Origin of the sequence: Streptomyces canarius, assembly GCF_014650735.1 — a bacterium.
Classification (GTDB): domain Bacteria; phylum Actinomycetota; class Actinomycetes; order Streptomycetales; family Streptomycetaceae; genus Streptomyces; species Streptomyces olivaceoviridis.
Map to the genome: position 1 here is coordinate 35784 of NZ_BMVN01000012.1, position 23772 is coordinate 59555.

A 23772-nucleotide genomic window follows, 5' to 3' on the forward strand; every position below is an offset into this window, starting at 1 on the left:
TCGAAAGCGCAACGGCCGAAGGGCGGAGATCATGTCGTCGGATCCATCGACACCGGACCCCGGGACCTCAGGCGCCCTCTACTGCACGAAGACGGTTCCCGCGCACCGGCGGCGAGCGTACTGGCGCGAGGCCCTGTCCCGGACGTTCGGCGCCGTGGACCTGGGCGTCCCCGACGAGGTCGCCCGCGGCACGATCCGTACGTCGCCGCTGGGCCCGATGCAGACGGTGGCCGTGGAAGGCGATCCGCAGCGGGCTCGGCGCACCCGACAGCTCATCGCGGGGGGCGACGACGACTACGTGGTGGTGATGCTGCTCTGCGAAGGCGCCGCCCACATCGATCAGGACGGCCGTGCGGCCTCCGTGCGGCCGGGGCAGCTCTTCGTCTACGACATGGCGCGGCCCGTCCAGCTGACCTTCCCCGAGCGCTTCCTGACGAAGTCCCTCGTGCTGCCCCGGGAGGTGCTGGGGCTGAGCGAGTCGGAGCTGCGGCAGATCACGGCGGCTCCGCTCGGCTCCGAGTCGGCGGTCGGCGGCCTGCTGACGCCGCTCCTGTCCCGGCTCGTGGACAGTGCGGCGACGTATCCGCAGCGGACGGGCGAGCTGATCGCCCGCAATGTGGTGGACCTGGTGCAGACCCTGGCCGAGGAGCGGCTCGGGAGGGGAGCCGATGACTCGGCGAGCGGGGCCCGGATGTCGCTGGTGCGGATCCGGGCGTACATCGACCGGCACCTCGCGCACCCGGACCTGTCGCCGGACTCCATCGCCCGGGCCCACCACATCTCCGTGCGCTATCTGCACAAGCTGTTCGAGCTGGAGGACATCACCGTCAGCCGGTGGATCCAGCAACGCCGGCTGGAGCACTGCCGTCGCGACCTGGCCCGCCGGGAGTCCGCGGACCTGACCGTCGCCGCGGTGGCGCACCGCTGGGGGTTCACCAGCGCCTCCCACTTCAGCCGGGTGTTCCGGGCCGCCTACGGGACCTCCCCCGCCGCGTGGCGCGCCTCCGCCCGGCGTGAGTGGTCCGCGTCGTTCCGGGGCGGAACGGCCGCGATCCCCGCTTCGCTGCCGCTCGGACGCGTCGCGTCGGCATGAGCCGGACCGGCCGCGTCGGCATGAGCCGGGTCACGCATCGCGTTCCTGACAATGCACTGAGCTGCCGTTTTTGCCATAGTGGCCCCCGGGGCGCCGGCCTGACCGGCGCGTGCGGACAGGAGGGGCCTAGGTGGCGGGGTCAGGCGGACCGCTGTCGCGCAGCGGTCTGCGCGGCCGGGAGGCCGAACTGGAGGTGCTGCGGACGCTGATCGACGCGGTGGCCCGCACGGGCAGCGGCGCGCTCGCCGTGCTCCGCGGGGAACCGGGCATCGGCAAGACCACGCTCCTCACCGAAGTCGTCACCAGCGCGGAGGCGGCGGGGTTCTCCGTCGGTCTCGGCAAGGCCGACGAGTTGCACCACCTCGTGCCGCTGTCGTCGCTGGCGACCTGCGTCCTGCACGGTGACCGGCCGCTGCTGTCCGGCGACGCGCTGGTCGACCTCGCCCGCCGGCACGACCAGCGGATCTGGCTGGTGGAGCGTCTCGCGGAGGCGATCGAGGAGCGGGCCGGCGGCGCGCCGGTGCTGATCGCCCTGGACGACGTCCAGTGGGCCGACCCGCTCAGCAGGTTCGCCCTGAAGCAGTTGCCCAGCCGTCTGCGGACCTCACCCGTGCTGTGGCTGCTGACCGAGCGGCAGGGCGTCGGCGGCCCGGCGGAGGAGGTCGTCGCGGCCGTGGCGGACGAGCTCCCGGCGCGCACCCTGTCCCTGGGCCCGCTGTCCGGCGCGGCCATCGGCCAGCTGGCCGGTGACACCCTGGGGGCGGCCGTCGACGAGCGGGTGCGCGAGCTGCTCGCCGGAGCGGGCGGGAACCCGTTCCTGGCCGTCGAGATGCTGGCGGGGCTGCGGACCACCGACGCCTCCGGTGAGCCCGTGCCCCCGGGGCTGGTGGTGGGCGTCCGCGGCAGGCTCGGCTCGCTGCACCCCGACACACTGCGCTTCCTTCGGATGGGATCGGTGCTGGGCCGCCGTTTCGGCTTCCAGGACGCCGCCGCGCTCTGCGGTCGGTCGTCCGTCGCGCTGCTCCCGGCGCTGGAGGAGGCCGTGCGCGCGGGGCTCCTGGACGACGACGGCGACCAGCTCGTCTTCCGGCACGACCTGCTGCGCCAGGCGGTCTACGTGGACATCCCGCCCTCGGCCCGGAAGGTGCTGCACCGGGAGGCCGCGGGCCGGCTCGTCGCCGCGGGCCACCAGCCGATCGACGTGGTGTCGCACATCCTCAGGGGCGCCCAGCCGGGAGACGAGGAGGCGGTGGCGCTGCTCAGGCGCGCCGCCGCCGACGTGCTGCCGGTCACGCCGGGCCTCGCCGGCGACCTGATGACGCGCGCGCTGGCCCTGGTGCCGGTGGCACGCCCGTTGTGGTTCGCCGTGGGTGAGCAGGCGATCGTGTCCCTGACCCGGGCCGGCCGGAACCGGGAGGCGCTCGCGACCGGGGACCGGCTGCTGGCCCACCGGCCGCCGATAGAGACGTTCGGCCGGCTCCATGCCGCCCTCGGCGGCACGCTGTGGAACCTGGACCTCGCCGACGAGCTGCGCCGCCGGGCCGAGGCGGCCCTCGCGGTCGGCGGCGCGGCGCCGGAGGTGGAGGCGCGGCTGGCCGGCCTGCGCGCGCTGGCGCTGTCCCGGGCGCAGGACCTGGCACCGGCGCGGCAGGCCGGCGAGGACGCGCTGCGCGCCGCCGTCGCGACCGGCGACCGGGAGGCCCATGTGCAGGCCCTGTTCGCGCTCGGGGAGATCGCGCTCAACGCGGGGAAGAACGCACTCGCGCTGGAACGCTTCACCGCGCTCAGCGCCGTCGACCCCACCTTCTTCCCCGAGGAGATCGTCGCGTACCAGCACATGGACGACTTCGTCACCAGCGAGCGGCTGCTGGCGAAGGCGGCGGACAAGTCCGGCGGGATCCGTGAGGCGATGCTGCTGTGGGCACAGGGACGGCAGCACCTGGAGCTGGGCCGGCTGGACGACGCGGAGGCCGACTTCGTGACGATGGAGCGCCTGGAGGACGAGGTACAGGTGCACGTCCAGCAGGTGAACGGCCGGGTGATCCGCTCCCGGATCGCCCTGCTGCGCGGCGACCGGGAGGCCGCGCGGCAGCACCTGGCCGAGGCGCGGAAGCGGCTGGCGGTCAAGCCGAACCCGGGCAACACGGCCGCGGTGCGCTTCCTGGAAGCGGTCCATGCCGAGGTCGACGGGGACGCCGGACGCGCCGTCGACCGGGTCCGGCAGGTGCAGCGGGAGGGGCCCTTCCTGCGCTGGCGGCTGCTGCGCACATGGGTCGGCACCGCGATCCGCGTGGCCCTGCGCGGCGCGGACCGCGCACTCGCCGAGGACCTGGCCGCCCAGGCCGAGGCCCACGCCGCGCGCAATCCGGCGGTGCCCACCGCCACGGGTCTGGCGGCGCGCGCCCGCGGGCTGGTGCGCGACGACCCGGTCCTGCTGGAACGTTCCGTCGCCCTGCTCAGGCACAGCCCGCGCCCGCTGGTCCGGGCGGCGGCGTCCGCCGACCTCGGACGGGCGCTCCTGGCGACGGGCCGGCGGACCGAGGCGGTGGCGGCGTTGACCGACGCCCAGGCCGCGTTCGCCGCGTCGGGCGCGCACGCCGCGGCGGCCCACGTCCAGCGCGATCTGCGGCGTGCCGGGGCCGGCGGACGGCGGACGGCGGCCGGGCAGCGCCCCGTCCAGGGCTGGGAGGCCCTGACCGTCTCGGAGAAGAAGGTCGCGCGGCTGATCGCCGAGGGACACAGCAACCGTACGGCCGCCGAGCTGCTGGTCGTCTCCCCGCACACCGTCAACACGCACCTGACGTCCGCCTTCCGCAAGCTGGCGGTCAACTCCCGGGTCCAGCTGGCCAACCTGGTCATGGCCCTGCCCGACGAGTGAGCGGTTCCTGGTACGTTCGCGCGATGCCGGCGCGACCTGGATGGGCTTGGCTGGAGATCCCCACTCACCGGAGGTCACCGAGGTGTCCGGACGCATGCCCTTACCGCCGACCGTCGTGCTCGTGCACGGGGCGTTCGCCGACGCCTCGTCGTGGGCGGGGGTCATCCGGCATCTGCACGCCACCGGGCTGACGGTGTACGCGCCGGCGAACCCGCTGCGCGGTCTCGCGCACGACGCCGCCTACCTCAGGAGCGTGGTGGGCCAGATCGGCACCCCGGTCGTGCTGGCCGGCCACGGCTACGGGGGCGCGGTCATCACCGACGCCGACGCCGACAACGTCGTGGCGCTGTGCTACGTCGCGGGGTTCGGGCTGGACGCCGGCGAGTCCCTGCTGGACGTCACGAGCCGCTTCTCCCCCATGCCGGGGCCGGATCCGACCGTCGCCGCCGGGCTTCCCGCGCGGTCTCCCGGGGACCCGGACAGCGAGCTGTACATCCGGCGCGAACGCTTCCTCGACGTGTACGCCACCGATCTGGCACCCCGGGTCGGCAGGGTGCTGTCCGTGACGCAGCGCCCGATCGCGCGGGGCGCGCTGACCGCGAGGTCGGGACCGCCCGCCTGGGCCCGCAAGCGGTCCTGGTACGCCATCGCCGCCGCCGACCGGATGCTCAGCCCCACCGCCCAGCGCTTCATGGCCCAGCGCATGGCGGCCACCGAACGCGTCGTGGACGGTTCGCACGCCGTGGTCATGTCACGGCCGGACGCCGTGGCGGCGATGATCCGGGAAGCGGCGGGCCAGTGCGGTGACCACGGAGCCCTGTACTGACGTCCGGATGATCCGCTGATCTTCCGATCGTTTGTTTCCGGTACTATCCCTGCTCGGACCGGAACATGCCGGTATGGACCACCTCATCCGAACCCGGGTCGGTCCGGTACCAGCAGCGGAGGGCACCACCCCATGAACTCAGCGGCCAGACCGTCGGCACGGCGGATCACCGCCCTCTTCGGAACCGTTGCCCTGGCAGTGGCCACCGCCGGGTGCGGTGCGGGAACCGGCTCCGGATCCGCCGGCGGCAGGGTGACGTCCATCACCACCCTCGACTACTACACCGACGCGACCGAGCACGCGCAGTGGGGCGAGCGGCTCACCGCCTGCGGCAAGGCCGCCGGTGTCACCGTCGAGCACAGGAGCGTGCCGGGAACGTCGCTGGTCCCGCAGGTGCTGCGGCAGGCGTCGTCGCGGACCCTGCCCGATCTGCTGATGCTCGACAACCCCGACCTCCAGCAGATAGCGCGGACCGGCGCGCTGACCCCGCTGGACCGGTACGGCATCGACGCCGCCGGTTACACCGAGGGCATCCGGTCGGCCGGCACGTACCGGGGGAAGGTGTACGGGCTCGCGCCCACGGTCAGCACGGTCGCCCTCTTCTACAACAAGGACATGCTCGCCGAGGCCGGTGTCGCCGTGCCGAAGACCTGGGACGAGCTGAAGACGGCCGCGGCCCAGCTCACCCGGCCCGGCCGCTACGGCATGGCCGTGGACGCCAACGCCACCTTCGAGGGCACCTGGCAGTTCCTGCCCTTCCTGTGGTCCAACGGCGGGGACGAGACACGGCTGGACACCCCGCAGGCCGCCCAGGCCCTCCAGCTCTGGGTGGACCTGGTCAGGAGCGGGTCCATGTCGAAGTCGGTGCTGAACTGGACGCAGGCCGATGTCCACGACCAGTTCGTCGCCGGCAAGACGGCCATGATGGTCAACGGCCCGTGGCGGATGTCCGCGATGGACAAGACGAAGAACCTGCACTGGGGCGTGGCGCCCCTCCCCGTCCGCCGGCCGGGTCAGACCCTGGTCACCCCGCTCGGCGGTGAGGTGTGGACGGTCCCGCAGAACTCCTCCGAGGCCCGGCAGCAGAAGGCCGCCCGGGTCGTGGCCTGTCTGAACGACTCCGCGAACATGCTCGCCCTGGCCGAGCAGTACCACACGGTGCCCTCCCGCTCCTCGGTGGCGGCCCGGTACGCCGAGCAGGCCCCGTCGATGGCCGCCTTCGTCAAGAGCGTGCAGGGGGCCCGGTCCCGTACCGGCAAGCTCGGCGTCGAGTGGCCGCGGGCGGCGACCGGGATCTACACCGCCGTGCAGGCGGCGCTGACGGGCGAGCAGACTCCCCAGGAAGCACTCAGGCATGCGCAGCGGATCGCCACCGGTTCCTGACGGGGCCGCGCGGGTCCGGGCGGTGTCCCGGGCCCGGCTGTGGGCGCGGGTCTCCCGGTGGCTGTTCCTGCTGCCCGCCCTGGTCTACCTGTCGCTGTTCTTCGGCTACCCCGTCGTCAAGAACGTCGTGATGAGCTTCCAGGAGTACTCGGTGGCGACGTTCTACACCGGTGCCGCGCCCTTCCTGGGCCTGCGGAACTACACGACCGTCCTGTCGACGGACGTGTTCTGGCAGGCCCTGCTCACCACGGTCCTGTTCACCGTCGGTTCGATCGTCGGACAGTTCGTGCTCGGGCTGGCCCTCGCCCTGTTCTTCCAGCGGAGGTTCCCGCTCGGCGGCCTGCTGCGGTCGCTGCTGCTGCTGCCGTGGCTGCTGCCCCTGGTGGTCTCCGGGACGACGTGGAGGTGGATGCTCGACACGGACAGCGGGGTCGTCAACGAGGCGCTGCGCGACCTGCACCTGCTGTCCTCGGGCATCCCCTGGCTGACCGGCACCTCCGAGGCGCTCGTGTCGGTGATCCTGGTCAACATCTGGGTGGGCGTCCCCTTCAACACCGCGCTGCTGTACGGCGGTCTCCAGGACATCCCGGCCCGGTACTACGAGGCGGCGAAGCTCGACGGCGCCGGCCGGCTGGCGTCGTTCCGCCATGTCACCTGGCCGTTGCTGCGGCCCGTGGCCGGCGTGGTGCTGGTGCTGGGCGTCGTCTACACGGTGAAGGTGCTCGACATCATCCTGGTGGTGACGGGCGGCGGACCGGCCGGCGCGACGCAGACCCTGGCCACCCGGTCGTACGAGCTGTCCTTCCAGCAGTTCGAGTTCGGGCGCGGCGCCGCCATGGGCAATGTGCTCGTCCTCGTCTCGCTCGCCTTCGCCCTCGTCCACCTGCGCGCCGACCGGCGCGCCCGGAACACCTGAGGGGCCCGCCGGTGAAGCGCAGACCCGCACGCGGCCCCCTGTCCACGGTCGTGGGCATCGTCCTGCTCGCGCTGATGCTGTTCCCGGTGTACTGGATGGTGAACGCCTCCCTGCAACCGGCGGGCAGCGTCCTGCCGTCAGGCTGGTTCCCCCGCCACCCGGACTTCGGCGGCTACGCCACCGCCCTGCGCGACCAGGGGCGCAACCTGGTCACCAGCCTCGTCGTGGCCCTCGGCAGTGTGGCGCTGAGCCTCGGGCTCGCCATACCGGCGGCCTACGCGCTGGCCCGGCTCCGCCTGCGGGGCACCACGGTCGTGCTGTTCGGCATCCTGGTCACGCAGACGGTGCCGGGCATCGTCGTGGCCAACGCGCTGTACGGCGCCTACGCCGACCTGGGACTCCTGAACTCCTACGGCGGGCTGATCCTCGCCGACTCCACCACGGGCGTGCCGTTCGCGATCCTCGTCCTGCGCGCCTTCATGCGGAGCATCCCCGGGGAGATCATCGACGCCGCCCGTGTGGACGGCGCCGGCCGGCTCCGCGTCCTGTGGTCCGTGGTGCTCCCGCTGAGCCGCAACGCGCTGATCACCGCCGGACTCTTCACCTTCCTGTTCGCCTGGGGCGACTTCCTCTTCGCGCTCACCCTGAACACCACGGAGTCGGTGCGGCCGGTCACCGTCGGCATCTACGAGTACCTCGGCGCCCACACGAACCAGTGGAACGCCGTCATGGCCACCGCCGTCCTGGCGTCCGTCCCGGCGGCGGCGCTGCTCGTCGCCGCCCAGCGCCACCTGGCCGCCGGGATCACCGGCGGAGCCCTGAAGTGAGACCGGCCGGCCTCGGAGCGAGGCCGGCCGGCGGTGTCCACGTGCGGAGCGCGGGGTGCCGCTACCGCCGGTCGACGCCGAGGTCCGTGTCGACGTCGTAGCCGGGCTCCGGCCCACCGGCGGTGGGGTGGGCGATGTCGGCGGCCAGGTCGAAGGCCGCCCCGCCGATCGCGTTCTCCAGCGCGGACTCCTCCTGCTCGGCCCGGGCACGACGGTGGTGCTCGGCCACCCGTTCCCTGAGGTGCCGCAGGTGGTGGTGGCCGGCGTCCGGCCCCGGTGCAGCAGTGCTCATTCGGTGGTCCTCCGTATCGGGCCGCGGTGGGCGTCAGTAGCTCTCGGAGCCGGGGATCACATGCATCGCGGCCTCTTCCGCCGAGGCCCCGGCGCCGTCCAGGCCCCGGTCGGAGGCGAACAGGTCGGACTCGGTGTTCTCGTGGGTGCCCTCGTCCGGCGCGACGAGCCGTCCGGCGCGCTCGTCGCCGACCTCGTCGTCGAGGAGTTCTCCGTCCGTGCCCCAGGTGTCGCCGATGCCGTCGCCCTCCGGGACGCCGATGTCCGGCACCTCCTCGGCGAGGCGCTCGTCCAGGCTCTCCCCCCGCCACCGCTCCGCCGCCGTGACGCCGGTGTGCTCCACGCCCCAGGGGCGCTCCGGGGGTGAGTACCCCTCGTCCAGGGCCTCTTCGCCGCTCCGGTAGTCCAGGGTGTCGGACGCGTCCAGCAAGCCGGCGTCGTCCTGCACCTCCGACCCGTCCGGCTGGTACACGTCATCGCCCATCGTCGCGTCGGTCACCCGCGCTCCCCTCCTTCATGCAGTTCGGCCACATAGCCGCCGGGAAACTCCACCATCGCGGAGGACCGGCCCCCCGAAGCGTACGGCCCCCACAGCACCTTCGCGCCCGAGGCCCCGGCCTTGCGCAGCGTCGCCGGCAGGTCCTTCACCGCGTAGCCGGTGGTCTCCCGGCCGAACGGGTAGGGAAGGTGGCCGTCGGTGACGCTGACGACCGTGTTGCCGAACGGGGAGCGCAGGGCGATGCGGCGGTACGTCTCCCCGGGCCGGCCGAGGTCACCGCCGTCCGCCGCCCGCCGGTCGGCGACGATCCGGCCGCCGGTGAAGCGCAGGTAGGAGCGGAGGAACGCGTCCACCGAGTCCGGCGTCAGATAGATGCGGTTGTCCGGCACGGTCTCCAGCGGCGCGTACGACGGAACCTTGGTGTGCCAGTACAGCTGGGCGTTGATCCCGCCCGGGAACTGGACGACCGCGTCGCGGCCGATGGGGTCGTCGAAGGGCGCGACGACGACCTGGGCCCCGCTCTTGCGGGCCAGGCGGACGCCGGTGTCGAAGTCGCTCATGAGCCAGCCCGTCCGTTCGCTGCCGAACGGATAGGGCACGGGTGTCTTGAAGTCGAAGACGGACAGGGTGCCGACCGGCGAGAAGACCAGCTCGGACTCGGTGCTGCTGGGCGTCGGGGTGACGGTCGTGACGACCTTGGCCGTGTGCGTCCCGCCGAAGGTCGCCTCCCAGCTGGCGACGAACGCGTCCGTGGAGCCGGGGGTGACGTAGACGTGCGTGGTGTCGTACTGCGGTCCGACCGCCGTGGTCGACGTGGCCGCGGCCCGGTTCTCGTTCTGCGCCGAGGACGGAGCCCCGGAGCCCACCACGCTGAGCGCCACCAGTAACGCGGGCAGCACCCATGCCGTCGCCTTGCGCTTCATTCCTGTCCCCTTCGGTCGGACCCTGTGCACCGAAAAGGTAGGTGCCCGGCGCGGGGGCGGTGATCCCGACAGCGCCCGGGGTGTTGCCTGTCAGGGAACAGTGCGGCGTCCCGTCACCAGCGGACGCCCGTGAAGTCGACCGGGCGGGGCCGCAGCAGGCGCGTGCGTTCCGTCAGGCCGTGCAGCCGCCGGGACATCTCCTCGGCCGGCAGCCGGCGCCGGTCTCCGTGGCCCGGCAGGACCCACTCGAACCGCAGCCGCCCCGCCGTCCTGGCCAGGGAGTCGGCCAGGACCTCGATGGAGTACCAGGTCACGCTCTCGACGACCTCCAGATCACCGGTCGTCCGCGACCAGTAGAAGCTGTCGCCGCTGAAGCAGTACCGGTCGTCGGCGAGGTACAGGACGCTGCCGCGGGTGTGGCCGGGGAGCGGGTGGACGGTGACGCCCGCGGCGATCTCCAGCGGTTCGAGTCCGCGGATCACCTGGTCGGCGTCCGGTGCGGCGTCCAGATCGCCCTCGTGGATCCAGAGCCGGGCACCGAAGTGGTCGGCGTAGCGGCGGCCGTGCGCGGCATGGTCGCGGTGGGTGAGCAGCACATCGGTGACGGGGCCGTACGCCGTGTACCGCCTGGCCAGTTCCCGGCTCCAGCGGGGCGTGTCGACCATCATGCCGGTGCCGGACGGACGCCGGAGCAGGTAGGCGTTGGCGCCCGCGGTCCGCGCCGAGTTGTGGCCGCAGATCAGCACCCCGTCGTCGAGGGCCAGCGGGAACGGGTCCAGCGCCGGGTCGGCGCGGCCGGTCACCGGCCGGATCGAGCGGGTGGGGCAGGCGAAGACGGCGGCGTGCAGCCGCCGGTTCTCCGCGTCGTCGGACGGCGGGCGCAGGATGCGCGACTTCCCGTCGGCCTCGCCGATCAGCTCGGGCGCGAACTGCCGGGCCACATCGCAGTTGACGCAGCGGTCGTCCACGTACCATTCGTCCACGGCTGGACTCCTTGACCTCGTGTTGTCGGTTCAGTCCCGTACCCGGAAGCCGCCCCGCCCGTCGAACCGGACCTCGCGCACCGCGTCGAAGCCGTCCCGCGTCGACGGTCTGCGCAGCCGCTTCGACGTGGCCAGGACGCCGACGTCGGGGACCCGGTCGCGGCCCTCGCGCGCGGCGTTGCGCCGCAGGGAGCCCGTCAGGTCCGGCGGGAACCAGTAGGCCGTCGCGGTCGCCCCGTGGGCGTGGGCCGCCTCCACCAGCGGGCCCCACTCCTGTGGTGACGGGTTGGTGTTGTCCACGGCCACGGCCCGTCCGGCGGCCAGGTGCTCGGCCACCAGCCGCATCTGCCGGCCCTGCTTGTTCCGGGCACCGCGCGGGAACAGGTCCTTGCCGACCAGCGCGTACCGGCCGGCCAGGCACCGCGCGCAGAAGGTGGTCTTGCCGGCAGCCTGGAGCCCGACCAGCACCGCCACGTCCGGTTCCGTCGCCATACCCGCCACGATGGCACGCCACCGACGCTCGTGGCTGCGCGGCCGTCGGCCAATGCCCGCGCGAAGACCGCGAACGACCGCGGGGGCCAACCATCCGCTCAGTCCGTGCCGCGGCTCTCCAGCAGGCCGGTGACCTGAGGGCGTACGACGTCCCAGGCGGCGGCCGGCAGCTCACCGAGGGCGGTGCCGCGCAGTGCGTCGAGGGTCTCGTCGGCATCGGCGTCACCGGGGGCGGTGCCGGCGAGCACCTCGTAACCGTCCCGTACGGCGACCCGCACGCGGTCGGGCGCGTCCTGCCCGGCGTGCAGGGCCGAGGCGACGACGAGGGGTGGCGCGCCGCCCGCCTCGCCGGGCAGTTTGCGGTACGCCGAGGCGGTCGGCGTGCGCCAGCGCAGGCCGAGCAGCACCGGCCGCTTGGCGACCACCTCGGCCAGGTCGGCCTCGCGGACGCCGTCGGTTTCCAGGACCGTCGCCCGGGCGTCCAGGACGAGCGCGGCGGGCAGCAGGCAGCGCAGCGTGCTGCCGACGATGTTGCCGCCGACCGTCGCCGTCCGCCGTACGGCGCCGGTGCCGATCGTGGCGGCGGCCAGCCGCAGGACGTCCGGCACCCGTTCGTCGATCCGGTGCAGGATCACGGCGCCGCCCACGGTCTGGCGGCCCAGGACGTTGGCCTCCGGCACCTCCCGCAGGGACATGGCCAGTCGGGGGAACCCGTCCCGTTGCCAGGTCGCCCACACGAGAGTCGCCCCGCCTATCGGCACGGCCCCCTCGGCGAGGCATTCCCGGGCTTCCGCCAGGGACGTGGGCAGACGCAACAGCACAGCGGCCGACCTGCCTTCCCCGGGCTCGGACGATGCGCGGGCGGCGCCCGGCCGCTGCCCGCCGAAGCGCAGTCTTGTCGCGCAAACGGGGGCGCGTACAGGGCTCACACGAGCACGCGCCGCGCGCCCGGTCCCGTCGCCGCCAGGTCACCCGGCCCAGCGGCCGATCCTCCGCACGGCCCGTAGGGTGGGACTGTGACGGGCGAGACCGATCTGCGCACCCTGCTCGGCGGCATGCGGCCGGAGCTGAACCCGGGCCGCTATGTCTTCACCATGGCCGAGGGCGGAGTACCGTCCGGCTGCTCCCCGGTGGTCACGGTCGCCGAGCCGGAGGGTCTCACCCTCGTGCTGCCGCAGGCGGACGCGGACGCGGCCGGGATGGCGTACGACTACGTGGCCGGGTGGATCACCCTGCGCGTCCACTCCGCGCTGGACGCGATCGGGCTGACCGCCGCGGTCGCGCGGGCGCTCGCCGACGAGGGCCTGAGCTGCAACGTCGTGGCGGGCTTCCACCGCGACCACCTCTTCGTGCCCCATGATCAGGCCGAGCGGGCGGTGGAGATCCTCCGGCGACTGGCCGACGCCACCCGCTGAGTCGTACCGGCACCGGCCCACGCCCCGGCGCACGAGCACACGGCCGGGCGCCGGGTACGAGCGGGCGGTCCGCCACCACGGCTCAGCCGCCGGCGGCCACCGCCTTGAGCCCGGTCAGCGCTTCCCGCACCAGGTGCACCAGGTCGCGGTCCTCGGACGCCTCCAGCCAGCGTTCGTAGCCGACCTTGAAGACGGCCACCCCGGCCTCGGCGGCGAGGCTCGCGGCCGGCTCCGGGACGCCCCGCCCGCGCAGGGTGCCGGCGAGCGCGGTCGACAGGGAGGCGAGTTTGATCAGCTCGCGCTCCTTGAGTTCCGCGTTCGCCGTGATCACGGCGTGCCGGGCGCGCGCGTACGGGCGGCGGTCGGCGAAGATCTCCGAGGCCGCGTCGAGCCCGGCGGCCAGCGCCTCGATCGGCGCGGCGTCCGCGGGCGTGCCGGCGACCGCCCGCACGAACAGCCCCTCCAGCTCTCCCGAGCCGCCGAACAGCACCTCGCGCTTGTCGGCGTAGTGGCGGAAGAAGGTGCGCTCGGTCAGCCCGGCGCGCTTGGCGATCTCCGCCACGGTCGTCTGTTCGTACCCGCGTTCGCCGTAGAGCTCCAACGCCGCTTCCGCCAGGCGCTCGCGCGCGTTCGGCTCCCATCTGCCCATGCCCAGATCCTAGCGATGACAGTCACTGACATCGAATGCTAGGGTCCATGACAGTCACTGACATCAAGAGTCTGGGGTTCTCCCATGCGTTTCTTCGTGACCGGGGCGTCCGGCTGGATCGGTTCCGCCCTCGTGCCCGACCTGACCGAGGCGGGACACCAGGTCGTCGGGCTGGCCCGCTCCGACACCTCCGCCGCCGCGCTCACCGCGGCCGGGGCCGAGGTCGTCCGCGGCACCGTCGACGACCTCGCCGTGCTGCGGGACGCTGCCGCCGCCTCGGACGGGGTGATCCACCTCGCCTTCAAGCACGACCTGGCCTTCAGCGGCGGGTTCCAGGAGGCGGCCGAGGCCGATCGCCGTGCCGTGGACGCCTTCGGCGACGCTCTCGCCGGCACCGGACGGCCCTTCGTCCTGGCCTCCGGGCTGCTCGGGGTCGCACCCGGGCGGCTCGCCACCGAACGGGACAGGCCCGCGCTCCACGGCTCCCACTTCGCGATCCGGCAGACCACCGCGGAGGCGGCGCTGGCCCTCGCCGAACGCGGTGTCCGCTCCTCCGTGGTGCGGCTCTCCCCCACCTGCCACGGCGAGGGGGACAACGGTTTCGTCGCGGGCCTGGTCGCCGTCGCCCGCGCCAAGGGCGTCTCCGGCCACCCCGGCGACGGCACCACCCGCTGGCCGGCCGTGCACCGCCTCGACGCCGCACGGCTGTTCCGGCTGGCGGCCGAGAAGGCGCCCGCCGGCTCGGTGCTGCACGGTTCGGCGGAGGAGGGTGTCGCGCTCCGGGACATCGCGGAAGTGATCGGCCGTCATCTGGAGGTGCCGGTGACCTCCGTGGCGCCCGAGGCCGCTGCCGAGCACTTCGGCTGGCTGAGCGGCCCGCTCGGCTTCGACACCGTCGCGTCGAACGCCCTGACCCGCGAACTGCTGGGCTGGGAACCGGTCCAGCCCGGCCTCCTCGCGGATCTGGACAAGGGCCACTACTTCCACGGCCCCGCCGCCACGGGCTGACGGAACCGGCCGGTCCTCGCGCCGGGCACGAAAAAGTCCTGCCGGGCCGCATGGCCCGGCAGGACTCGTCGATCAGACCGACCGCCGTCCGTCGCGACGCCCGGCGAAGCCGACCGGTGTCACCGGCCGCCGCCCGTCACGACCCCCGGCGGAACGCAGCGGTCCCACCGGCCTCCGCTAACCGCGGCGCCCGGCCGGATCCCGGTCCTCCTCGCCCCGGACCGGCCCGGAGCCGACCGTTCCGGCGCCGGTGCCGGCGGCCGGCACCTCCGCCCGGTCGGCGTGGCCCGGCCACCAGGCCGCGTGGCCGATCAGGGCCGTGAGGCTGGGGGTGAAGAACATCGCCATGACGAACGCGGCCACCGCGATGCCGAAGGAGACCGCGAAGCCCATCTCCGAGAGCAGCGAGTTGCCGGCCAGCATCATCGTGGCGAAGGTCGCCGCCAGGATGAAGCCCGCCGCGGCCACGGTCGGCCCGGCGTGCCGGAGCGCCATGCCGGCGGCCTCGCGCGGCTCCCGGCCCTCACGCGCCTCCTCACGCAACCGGGCGATCATGAGGATGTTGTAGTCGGTGCCGATCGCGACCACGAAGAGGTACATGATCACCGGCAGCATGAACATCAGACCCGAGTGCCCCTGCGCGTCCTGGAAGATCCACACGGTGGCACCGAGGGTGGCGCCGAAGCCGAGGCCCACGGAGGCGATGAGGTACCAGGGCGCGACCACACTGCGCAGCAGCAGCCCCAGGATGACCATGATCAGGACTGCGGCGACGGGGAAGACCGTCCGGTAGTCGTGGTTGACCGCCGCGTTGATGTCCTTGTAGATCGAGGACATGCCGCCGACGAGCGCCTTGGTGCCCTCGGGCGCCGAGGAGTGCGCGACGTCGCGGACCCTGCCCACCGCGTCGATCGCCTTGTCCGTCGACGCCTCGTACTTGAGCGTGACGGTGAAGTCCGCGGTGGTGCCCGCCTTGTTCACCTGGTTCAGGCGGGCGCTCGCGACGCCGTCCACGGCGCCGAGCTTCGTGGCGTACGCGTCGAAGGCGGACTTGTCGAGCGGCTTGCCGTCGGTGCTGGACAGGTAGACGTCGGTGGGGGCGGCGGCGCCCGCCGAGTACGCCTTCTGGATCTCGTCCTGGACGACCATGGACTCCTTGGTCTTGGGCATGGAGCCCGACGCCAGGTCGAAGGTGGCCTTGTAGCCGAGGGTGCCGAGCGACAGGACGAGCAGGACGAGACCGGAGACGACGGCGGTCAGCGCCGGGCGGCGCTGGACACCCCGGCCGAGGACGGCGAAGCGGGCGTTCTCGGGTTCCGTCTTCCAGGATTTGGAGGGCCAGAAGACCTTCGGCCCGATGAGCGAGACCACGGCCGGGATCAGGGTCAGACCCGCGACCAGCGTGGCGCCGACCGCGATGGCGAGCGCCGGGCCCATCTGCTTGAGGAAGCCCAACGTGGACAGCACCAGGGCCAGGAACGCGATGATGACCGCTCCGGCCGCCGAGGCGATGGCCTCGCCGACCCGGCCGACCGCGTTGACCATGGCCTCCTTGGGCTCGTCGCCGGCCCGCAGACTCTCGCGGTAACGGAATATCAGGAACAGGAAGTAGTCCGTGCCCACGCCGAAGAGCACGACGATCAGGATGGACGAGATCGAACTGTTGGCCTCCAGCCCGAACAGCTTGGTGGCGTAGGCGATCAGCCCGTTGGCGACGGCGGACACCAGACCGATCAGCACCAGGGGCAGTACGGCGAGGATCGGCGCCCGGAAGATGATCAGCAGGGTGATCAGGATGATCCCGAAGGTGCCGAGACCGATCAGCGCATCGCCCCGCTTGGACGAGTCCTGCTGGTCGAGCGCCTGCGCGGCGGAACCGCCGAGCCTGGCTTCGAGGTCCGTGCCCTTGGCCAGCTTCTTGGCCTCGTCACGCAACTCCTTCGCGGCGTCGGCCTGTTTGGGCTGACCGGCGGTCTTGCTGTCCATCTGGACGAGGGTCAGGTCATACCTGCCGTCCTTGGACGGCCGGCCGGGGACGACCTTCTGTACCTGGTCGATGTGCTTCTCACCCAGCTCGGAACTGATCCGGGCGACATCGCGCAGGTCGGCGGCGGTGAGCTTGCCGCCGTCGGTGCGCTGGTAGAGCACGATCGCTGACGGCGTGAAGGCGCTGGGGAACGCCTTCTCCTGGAGCTGCGCCGCTTGGATGGACTCGTAACTCTTGGGCAGAAAGCTGCTCTCGTCACTGTTCGAGGGCAGGCTCGGAGCGGTGGCGACGATGGCCACCGCGGCGATCAGCCACGCCACGATCGTCCAAACGGGATGACGGACGACGGCGTTGCCTATTCGTCGGAACATGCGGAGGGTCCTCCTGGGAAGGAAGATCACCGCAGCCCGGGGAGCGGTCCCTGGCATCGGCGACCCCGACCGGCCCGCAACGAGCGGCCGGTCGCATGGTTGTCTTGGCCTCACATCCTAGTGACCGTGGACATACATCCTCCATCGGATACCCCGGCGCCGGCTGAGCCGCCGTCAGCCGGTCCCGCCGGTCCGTGACCGAGCCCGCCGGGGCCGGCGCCAGACGAACACCTCGGTGCTCGGGACCCGTTCGGCGAACCGGTCCGCCGGGGAGGCGCCGCCGAGCAGCCGGCGCAGGTCCGCCTCGAAGGACGCGCGGTCCGGGCCGAACAGGTGCGGGGCGGAGAAGGACATCGAGAACGTCCAGGCGACGACGTCGTCCGTGGTGCGCACCAGCGCCTGTCCGCCGGGTACGACATGCCGCTCGGGGCCCGCGAATCCGGCCCCGGAGAGCACCGCCGCCTCACCTCCCGGGGTGCCCTGCGGCAGCAGGCTCCGGCCGGCGCGGCGGACGGGGCCGAGGTAGCGCCGGACCAGGGCGGCGATACCGGCGTAGGGCACGGCCGGGTACGGCAGGCCCGCGGTCGTACGGCGCTCGGTCTTCAGGTCGGCCAGGTGCACCAGTGCTCCGCCGGGCCGGAGCATGCCGTGGACGGTCCGCGCCACCCGCTCGCGGTCGGTCCAGTGGAAGGACTGGGCGAAGACCGCCACGTCGAACGTGCCGAGACCGGCCGGGAGATGCTCGGCGCGCAGCCGTGGCCAGCGGGTCCTGGCGGCCAGTCCCGCGGTGGCGGCCCGGCGCGTGGCCTCGGCGATCATCCCGGTGTCCGGGTCCACGCCGACGGCCTCGCGGAACAGGGGGGCCAGCGGGAGGGTGACGGTGCCCGGTCCGCAGCCCACGTCGAGGAGGCGTCCGGTGCCGTCGGCCGCGAGCACCTCGGCGAGCCGCGGGACCAGCCCGGGGGCGTAGGGCAGCCGGCCCCGCTGGTAGTAGGGGGTGGCGCCCGCGAAGAGGGTCTCGTCCCACTCCCAGTCGGTCATCGTGACCCGTGCCCTTCCGGTGGGGAGCGGTCGTACGGACGACGGTGATGATGTCACGCCCGGGAAGGCCCGTCGTACGCGCGGGAGCGCCCGTCGTACGCCCGGGAAGGCCCGTCGTACGCGCGGGAGCGCCCGTCGTACGCCCGGGACCGCCCGTCGTACGCGCGGCTGCCCGGGGCGCCGGTCCGCTCGGGTCAGCCGGACTTCCTGGCCCGACCGGGCGGGGCCGTCGCCCGGATCTCCTCGGTCGCGGCGCGGAACGCGGGGGCAGCGCGGGCGAAGTAGTCGAAGATCAGGGCGCGTTGGTCGGGTGTGTAGTGGGCCAGGACCTCGGCGAGACGGCGGCGGGCCGGGCCCACGACCTCCTCCACGCGGTCGAGCGCGTCCGGGACGGGTTCGACGTGCACCCGCCGGCGGTCGGTGGGGTCGGGCGTCCGGCGCGCGTATCCGGCGCGCTCCAGGCGGTCGATCAGCCGGGTGGTGGCCCCGGTGGTCAGCCCGGTGCGGGTGGCGAGTTCGCCCGGGGTCAGGCTGCCCTCCCGGCCGAGCAGGCTGAGCGCGTACCACTCCGAGGTGTGCAGGCCCGCGGCCTCCGCGCCGGCCAGGCCCTGGAGGCCCACGGCGTCCAGGTACTGACGGAAGATCACGTGCTCGCCGTCCCTGCCGCTCCCGGGATTCGACACGGTGGCCCCCTTCCCAAATCTCTGCACGTATGCAGATACTGTCTTCAGTAAGATACTGCGCCAGTCTAACCACGAGGGGAGACCTCCGTCATGCCCGCATCGCACGAGACCGCCGCCGTCACCGCCGTCCTGGACGCACTGGTCGCCGCTTGGAACGAGCACGACGCCGACGCCTACGGCCGCCTGTTCACCGAGGACGCCACCTACACCACCTATGTCGGCACGCTCTACCAGGGGCGCCGGGACATCACCGAGAGCCACCGCGTGCTGTTCACGAGCTTCCTCAAGGACACCCGGCTCGCGGACGAGGTCGTCGGCATCCGCTTCCCCGGGCCGGACACGGCCGTCGTCAGCGGGCGCGGCGACACCTACAAGGGCAGGCGGCCCCGCCGGCTCGGCAAGGTGCAGACGTACACGCTGGTGCGGGAGGCGGACGACACATGGCGGATCGCCGCCTTCCACAACACCAGGCGCAAGCCGCTGATGGAGGCGGTCTCGTTCCGGTTCGCCCCCGGTCTCGTCCCCGCGGCCGGCCGGGCGTGACCGGGTGCCGGGTCCCCGGCCGCGGGGCTCGGGCAAGGTCCGTCACAAACCGACTCAGCGGTTTGGTACATGCCCTGAACGCGTGCCTCCCGCGCCGCCCGCACCGGCCGAGAGACCGGCCGCGAACGACAGTCCGGCGCGGCGACCGGTGTCAGGCTCAGACGCCGGCGAGTGCCTGTGACTTCTGCCGGACCTCGGCGATCACGCGGGCGCCCCGGTCCGGAGCGGTGTCCAGCCGGACGAGGACGGCCGGGGCCGCGATGGCGGGGAGGATGTGCCCGTACAGCGCCGACATGCGGTCGTCCAGGTCGGCCCAGCCGGCCACGGCCTGCGAGACGAACTGCACGCCGATCCAGGCACCGAGGAAGACCTGGGCGGTCTCCTCGGGGTCCACGTGCGGCAGCACCTCACCGCGTTCCTTCGCCTCCGTCAGGAAGCACGAGGTCATCCGGGCCCAGGCGGGCCAGGCGCTGCCGAGCACCTCGCGACCCTGGAGGTCGGCCGAGAGCCGGACGCCGGCGAGCAGTACGGGCTCCTGCGGCAGCCGCTTGGCGAGGGTCATGCCCGCGTCCACCCACTCCTGCAACTTCAGCTCCCGGGGCAGGTGGTACTCGGTCCCCGTCTGCTCCTGGAGCACGCCCCGGGCGAGGGCCGCCTTGGAGTCGAAGTGGAAGTACAGGGCGCCCTTGGTGACGCCGGCCCGGTTCAGGATCTCGGCGATGGTGGCGGCCGCGTATCCGCGCTCCGCGAAGACGGCGGCGGCGGCCTCCAGAACAGCACGTCGGGTCCGTACAGCTCGCTCCTGCTGAGCCATGGACCCTCCCCCAAGCTGAAAATTAAACCAAACAGCTCGTACCCTACCGCACGCCGTTTGAACGGAAGGGCGGGCAAGGGCGGTTCGCGCGGACTTGGCACATGCGCCTGACACAGGACCCTCCGGCCGCGCCGGCGAGCCCGGAATTCGGTTGCGGTGGGACCGGTGCGGCCGGTGAGCTGATCGCATGGGCGGGGTCACACAACCAGCGCGGTGGGCGAGGCCGGGACGGGACCGTGGGGGCTCGGCACGACCGGCCGCACGGCGCGGCCCGGCGGTGCTCGCGGCCCTCATGCTGGCCGCCTTCACCTTCAACACCGCGGAGAACCTGCCCATCGGCCTCCTGGACCTCATGTCCGACGGCCTCGGGGTGTCGCTGTCGGCGGTCGGGCTGCTGGTCACCGGCTACGGCGTGACGGTGGCCGTCGCCTCCCTGCCGCTCGCCCACGCCCTGCGGGCGGTGCCCCGGCGTCATGTACTCACGGGACTGCTGGCCGCGCTGGTCGTGTCCAGTCTGGTCGGGGCCGTGGCCGGCTCGTACTGGCTGCTCCTCGGGGCACGGCTGCTGACCGCCCTCGCCCAGGCGCTGTTCTGGGCGGTGATGGGACCGGTCGCGGTGGGCCTGTTCGCCCCCGAGGTGCGCGGACGTGTGGTCGGGGCGCTGTCCGTGGCCGGCTCGCTCGCCCTGGTGCTCGGTGTCCCCGCGGGGACCTGGCTGGGCCGGCAGCGCGGCTGGCCGGTGCCGGTCGCCTCCCTGGCCGTTCCAGGGCTGGTCTGCCTCGTGACGATCGCCGTCCTGCTGCCGACCTCGCGTCCGGACGACGAGCCCGCCGCCTACGGCAGCAGCCCCGACGTCCGCCGGTTCGGGACCGTACTGGCGGCGGGATTCCTCTCCGCCACCGGTGCGTTCGCGGGATACACGTACCTGGTGGCGTTCCTGGGCGGCGTGAGCGGGTTCGCTCCCGGCACGGTCGGCGTGCTGCTCGCGGCCTTCGGTACCGCGTGCCTGGCCGGGGTGAGCGTCACCGCGGCGCTGCTGGACCGCTTCCCGCGTGCCGCGCTGCCCACGGCCGTGGCCACCCAGGCGCTCGGCATGCTCGGTCTGTACGCGGCGGGCGGCCGTCAGGTCATGGCGGTGGTGTGCCTGGTGCTGATGGGCGGTGCGCTCGGACCGGTGTTCATGACCGCCCAGAACGCGATGCTGCACTGGGCGCCGGGCCGCACGGACCTCGCCCTCGCGGCGAACTCCGGTGCGTACAACGCCGGCATCGCGGCGGGCGCCGCGCTCGGAGGTCTGATCCTGCCGCTCGCCGGTGCGCGGGGGGCCTTCCTCGCCGGCGGACTGCTGACGGCCGGGGCGTGCGCGGCACTGCTGATCGGCGGACGTCTGTCGCGGGGCACGGAGACGGAGGCGGACGCGGACGTGGAGGCGGACGCGCACGCGAAGGCCGACGCGCACGCGAAGGCCGACGCGAAGACAGACGCCGACGCGAAGACAGACGCCGACGCGGAAACAGACGCGAGCACCAACGCGAAGGCAGACGCGGGCGCGGAGGCGCGCTGATCCGCGTCCTCCGTCCGCCTCCTGGTTCCCGGTGACCCTGGTGGGGCCGGCCGCGTGCCGGCCCCACCCTGGCCGACCGTTCAGGCGGCCGGAGGGGCGGCGGGCCGCTCCGCCGCGTCGAGCTGGCCGATCAGGGTCGCCCTGGCGCGGGCCACGCGGGAGCGCACCGTGCCGACGGGGCAGTCGCTGACCTCGGCCGCCTCGGCGTAGGGCAGGCCGAGCAGCTGGGTGAGGACGAACGCCTCCCGGCGCTCGGCCGGCAGCCCTGCGAGCAGGTCCAGCAGTGCGATGCCGTCATCGAATCCGGGCAGGCCGCGCGGCTGGGCCGACTCGACCGCCCGTTGCCAGTCCGCCGCGTCGGACAGCCGGGGCCGCACGGCGGCGCGGCGGTGGCTGTCGGTCACCGCCCGGCGGGCGATGGACAGCAGCCAGGCGCGCGCCGAGGAGCGGCCCTCGAAGCGGTGCAGGCTGCCGAGGGCGCGCAGGAAGGTGTCCTGGGCGAGGTCGTCGACGGCCTGGGGATCGGCGCAGAGGTGGGCGACGTACCGTTGGACGTCGCGGTGCAGGGCGCGGACGAAGTGCTCGACCGCGTCGGCGTCACCACGACGGGCGGCCAGCGCCCACGCGGTCGCCGACCCGTCGGCGGCTGCCGTCCGGTCGTACGCGGTCCGTGCCGGGGGCAGGACAGGAGTGGTCACCTGGTGTCCTTCTCGGGTCGACCGTGACCGGACCGCGGCACACCTGGGCGCGGCCGGTCCGGTGCGGAGGGGGAGGACGGCCCTACGACGCGCGCACGGGCAGCGGGCAACGGCACGCCGACACGGGCGTGCCGGGGTGTGACGACACCCGGCGAGTGGCGTGAGCGGCTACCGCGCCGCGGGCGCGTGCGCGGGCGTACGGCCGTGGACCGGGGCGCTCAGGGGCGGCCCCGGTGTACCGGCTGTCTTCAGACGACAGCGGTCCCCCTCGGCGGCCCGCGCGAGGTGATCGCGTGGATGAGCAGGTCGAGGCTCGGCGCCCGGTCCGAGCGGGGCCGGCGCAGCCGCGGGCCGGGGCGGTCGGCGGCGACGGGCAGGGCCAGCAGCAGGCGCAGCGGCGCGGCCAGCCGTCCGGCCACGGCCCGCAGGATGCGGAAGGCGGCCCGCTCGCCGTACGCCAGCCACAGTCCGGTGAGGAGCGCGGCGAGCAGGTGCGCGGCGAGCATCCCGGACGCCGGCCATCCGGACCCGTCCGTGGAGTGCGCCATGTGCGCCATGTGCATGGCGTCCATCGGCGCGGCGCCCATGTCCATCGGCAGGGGGGACATGGCGGCCGGCGGCGGTGCGGTGCCCGGGGAAGCGGTCTGGGCGAGGGAGAACGCCGAGTGCAGGGCCGCCTGGACGGCGCCGACGAGCGGGACGATCAGCGCCGGACCCCGCTCACGGCCGGTCAGGCACCAGCCCGCGCCGCCGGTGGCGGCGAGGCCGGCGGCCAGCGCCCACGCGGGCACGTCACGGCCGGACATCAGGACGTGTCCGAGGGCGGCGAGTACGACGCAGACGGCCGCGAACACCGCGGTACGCACCGTGCGCACACCCCACCCCGCCGTCATGACCCCCCATCCTCGCATCCCGGACCCGTTCGTCAGGGGGAGGTACGGAAACCGCCCGGCCCGGTACTCAACGGGCCGTCCGGATCCCGCGGGCCGGGTCCGCGGGAGAAGGTGTCGGAGCCGTACCCGGGGGCATCCGGCGGTACATGGATGCACAGACATGGACACTGCGGGGACGGTCCCGGGCGCGGCGGGTGGCGGACAGCCCGGCCGTGGACGCGGCGGGCCGGGCCGGCTTCGCGGCGCGTGGGCTGATCTACGTACTCGTGGGCGTCATCGCCGTGCAGATCGCCTTCGGCGGTGACGGCGGCGGGCAGCAGGCCGACCGCGGCGGTGCCCTCGGTGAGCTGGCCGGGCAGCCGTTCGGGTCGGCGATGCTGTGGATCGTGGGCGTCGCCCTCGCCGGGATGGCGCTGTGGCGGCTGTCCGAGGCGGTGTTCGGCGGCTACGGCCCCGACGGGTCGAAGCTCTCCCGGCGGGCGGCGGCCCTGTTCCGTTTCGTCTTCTACTGTTTCGTGTCCTACTCGGTGCTCTCCTACGCGGCCGGGGACCGGGGCAGCGGCAGCGGCTCCTCCGACCGGCACACCGACGACGTCACCGCGCGGGTGCTGGACTGGCCCGGCGGCCAGTGGCTCCTCGGGATCGCGGGGGCCGCCGTGGTGATCGCCGGAGGGTGGATCTCGGTGCGGGCCGTGCGCCGCAAGTTCCGCGACAAGCTGCGGACGAGCGCCATGTCGGCCCGGGTCCGGCCGGTCGTGGAGGGCCTCGGGGTGACGGGCGGCACGGCCCGCGGCGTCGTCTTCGCCGCGGCCGGTGTGTTCGCGCTCGTCGCCGCCGTCCAGCACCAGCCGGGGAAGGCCAAGGGCATGGACGACACCCTGCGCGCGTTCCGGGACCTGCCGGCCGGGCCCTGGCTGCTCGCCCTGGTCGCGCTCGGCCTGGCCGCGTTCGGTGTCTTCTCCTGGTGCAACGCGCGCTGGCGCAAGCTCTGACCC

At 73.5% G+C, this 23772-nt stretch carries 24 protein-coding genes; 11 read left to right on the top strand and 13 right to left on the bottom strand.

Features of this window, described 5'->3' with window-relative positions; all coding sequences use genetic code 11:
- Positions 1-31 precede the first annotated feature (31 nt).
- The 6 genes from IE294_RS18755 to IE294_RS18780 all read left to right on the top strand — a co-directional run bounded on the left by IE294_RS18755 (position 32) and on the right by IE294_RS18780 (position 7923).
- Positions 32-1093, top strand: a complete 1062-nt coding sequence (locus IE294_RS18755; protein WP_229917215.1) for a helix-turn-helix domain-containing protein — start codon at positions 32-34, stop codon at positions 1091-1093.
- Positions 1094-1223: 130 nt separating this feature from the next.
- Positions 1224-3971: an ATP-binding protein gene (locus tag IE294_RS18760; protein WP_189887521.1), complete on the top strand. Its 2748-nt coding sequence runs from the start codon at positions 1224-1226 to the stop codon at positions 3969-3971.
- Positions 3972-4065: 94 nt separating this feature from the next.
- Positions 4066-4797, top strand: coding sequence for an alpha/beta hydrolase (locus IE294_RS18765; RefSeq protein WP_229917216.1), 732 nt, complete (start codon positions 4066-4068; stop codon positions 4795-4797).
- A 132-nt stretch (positions 4798-4929) separates the two neighbouring features.
- Positions 4930-6180: a sugar ABC transporter substrate-binding protein gene (locus IE294_RS18770; protein WP_189887523.1), complete on the top strand. Its 1251-nt coding sequence runs from the start codon at positions 4930-4932 to the stop codon at positions 6178-6180.
- Positions 6152-7096 (top strand): carbohydrate ABC transporter permease, encoded by a 945-nt coding sequence (locus IE294_RS18775; RefSeq protein ID WP_229917217.1) that lies wholly within the window; start codon positions 6152-6154, stop codon positions 7094-7096. Before IE294_RS18770 ends, IE294_RS18775 begins: the two co-directional genes overlap by 29 nt.
- Positions 7097-7107: 11 nt before the next feature.
- Positions 7108-7923, top strand: a complete 816-nt coding sequence (locus IE294_RS18780; RefSeq protein WP_189887525.1) for a carbohydrate ABC transporter permease — start codon at positions 7108-7110, stop codon at positions 7921-7923.
- 61 nt (positions 7924-7984) lie between these two features.
- Here IE294_RS18780 and IE294_RS18785 read toward each other — a convergent pair whose 3' ends face one another.
- The 6 genes from IE294_RS18785 to IE294_RS18810 form a co-directional block, all read right to left on the bottom strand.
- Positions 7985-8215 carry a hypothetical protein gene (locus IE294_RS18785; protein WP_189887527.1) on the bottom strand — a complete coding sequence of 77 codons (231 nt, stop codon included), beginning with the start codon at positions 8213-8215 and terminating at the stop codon, positions 7985-7987.
- Positions 8216-8248: 33 nt separating this feature from the next.
- Positions 8249-8698 carry a DUF5709 domain-containing protein gene (locus IE294_RS18790; RefSeq protein ID WP_058084195.1) on the bottom strand — a complete coding sequence of 150 codons (450 nt, stop codon included), beginning with the start codon at positions 8696-8698 and terminating at the stop codon, positions 8249-8251.
- A gap of 11 nt (positions 8699-8709) precedes the next feature.
- Complete coding sequence (locus IE294_RS18795; RefSeq protein ID WP_189887529.1) at positions 8710-9636, bottom strand: glyoxalase; 927 nt, start codon at positions 9634-9636, stop codon at positions 8710-8712.
- 113 nt (positions 9637-9749) lie between these two features.
- The gene (locus IE294_RS18800; protein WP_189887531.1) at positions 9750-10619 is read right to left on the bottom strand and encodes a 4Fe-4S domain-containing protein; all 870 of its coding nucleotides are present in this window, start codon (positions 10617-10619) and stop codon (positions 9750-9752) included.
- A gap of 30 nt (positions 10620-10649) precedes the next feature.
- A complete protein-coding gene (locus IE294_RS18805) occupies positions 10650-11111 on the bottom strand; it encodes an AAA family ATPase (protein ID WP_189887533.1) in 462 nt (153 codons plus the stop codon).
- A gap of 98 nt (positions 11112-11209) precedes the next feature.
- Positions 11210-11932 carry an FAD binding domain-containing protein gene (locus IE294_RS18810; protein ID WP_189887535.1) on the bottom strand — a complete coding sequence of 241 codons (723 nt, stop codon included), beginning with the start codon at positions 11930-11932 and terminating at the stop codon, positions 11210-11212.
- A 195-nt stretch (positions 11933-12127) separates the two neighbouring features.
- Here IE294_RS18810 and IE294_RS18815 point away from each other — a divergent pair, with 195 nt between their 5' ends.
- Entirely contained in the window at positions 12128-12526 is a 399-nt protein-coding gene (locus IE294_RS18815) for an ACT domain-containing protein (RefSeq protein WP_189887537.1), read from the top strand.
- 82 nt (positions 12527-12608) lie between these two features.
- Here IE294_RS18815 and IE294_RS18820 read toward each other — a convergent pair whose 3' ends face one another.
- On the bottom strand, positions 12609-13175 hold the full coding sequence (locus tag IE294_RS18820) for a TetR/AcrR family transcriptional regulator (protein ID WP_189887539.1): 567 nt from the start codon (positions 13173-13175) through the stop codon (positions 12609-12611).
- An 84-nt stretch (positions 13176-13259) separates the two neighbouring features.
- On the opposite strand from IE294_RS18820, the gene IE294_RS18825 reads away from it, so the two are divergent.
- On the top strand, positions 13260-14183 hold the full coding sequence (locus IE294_RS18825) for an SDR family oxidoreductase (protein ID WP_189887541.1): 924 nt from the start codon (positions 13260-13262) through the stop codon (positions 14181-14183).
- A gap of 177 nt (positions 14184-14360) precedes the next feature.
- On the opposite strand, the gene IE294_RS18830 is transcribed toward IE294_RS18825, so the two are convergent.
- The 3 genes from IE294_RS18830 to IE294_RS18840 form a co-directional block, all read right to left on the bottom strand.
- The gene (locus IE294_RS18830; protein WP_189887543.1) at positions 14361-16541 is read right to left on the bottom strand and encodes an MMPL family transporter; all 2181 of its coding nucleotides are present in this window, start codon (positions 16539-16541) and stop codon (positions 14361-14363) included.
- Between the two features lie 174 nt (positions 16542-16715).
- Positions 16716-17582: a class I SAM-dependent methyltransferase gene (locus tag IE294_RS18835; RefSeq protein ID WP_189887545.1), complete on the bottom strand. Its 867-nt coding sequence runs from the start codon at positions 17580-17582 to the stop codon at positions 16716-16718.
- Between the two features lie 194 nt (positions 17583-17776).
- On the bottom strand, positions 17777-18265 hold the full coding sequence (locus IE294_RS18840; RefSeq protein ID WP_189887547.1) for a MarR family winged helix-turn-helix transcriptional regulator: 489 nt from the start codon (positions 18263-18265) through the stop codon (positions 17777-17779).
- Between the two features lie 90 nt (positions 18266-18355).
- On the opposite strand from IE294_RS18840, the gene IE294_RS18845 reads away from it, so the two are divergent.
- Positions 18356-18808 (top strand): SgcJ/EcaC family oxidoreductase, encoded by a 453-nt coding sequence (locus tag IE294_RS18845; protein WP_189887549.1) that lies wholly within the window; start codon positions 18356-18358, stop codon positions 18806-18808.
- Positions 18809-18965: 157 nt separating this feature from the next.
- Here IE294_RS18845 and IE294_RS18850 read toward each other — a convergent pair whose 3' ends face one another.
- The gene (locus IE294_RS18850; RefSeq protein ID WP_189887551.1) at positions 18966-19622 is read right to left on the bottom strand and encodes a ScbR family autoregulator-binding transcription factor; all 657 of its coding nucleotides are present in this window, start codon (positions 19620-19622) and stop codon (positions 18966-18968) included.
- 292 nt (positions 19623-19914) lie between these two features.
- Between IE294_RS18850 and IE294_RS18855 the strand changes: the two genes are divergently transcribed.
- Positions 19915-21186 (top strand): MFS transporter, encoded by a 1272-nt coding sequence (locus IE294_RS18855; RefSeq protein WP_306433457.1) that lies wholly within the window; start codon positions 19915-19917, stop codon positions 21184-21186.
- Between the two features lie 80 nt (positions 21187-21266).
- On the opposite strand, the gene IE294_RS18860 is transcribed toward IE294_RS18855, so the two are convergent.
- Both IE294_RS18860 and IE294_RS18865 read right to left on the bottom strand, forming a co-directional pair.
- The gene (locus IE294_RS18860) at positions 21267-21884 is read right to left on the bottom strand and encodes a sigma-70 family RNA polymerase sigma factor (protein ID WP_189887555.1); all 618 of its coding nucleotides are present in this window, start codon (positions 21882-21884) and stop codon (positions 21267-21269) included.
- A gap of 248 nt (positions 21885-22132) precedes the next feature.
- Complete coding sequence (locus tag IE294_RS18865) at positions 22133-22777, bottom strand: hypothetical protein (RefSeq protein ID WP_189887557.1); 645 nt, start codon at positions 22775-22777, stop codon at positions 22133-22135.
- 146 nt (positions 22778-22923) lie between these two features.
- Between IE294_RS18865 and IE294_RS18870 the strand changes: the two genes are divergently transcribed.
- A complete protein-coding gene (locus tag IE294_RS18870) occupies positions 22924-23769 on the top strand; it encodes a DUF1206 domain-containing protein (RefSeq protein ID WP_229917218.1) in 846 nt (281 codons plus the stop codon).
- Positions 23770-23772: the final 3 nt, after the last annotated feature.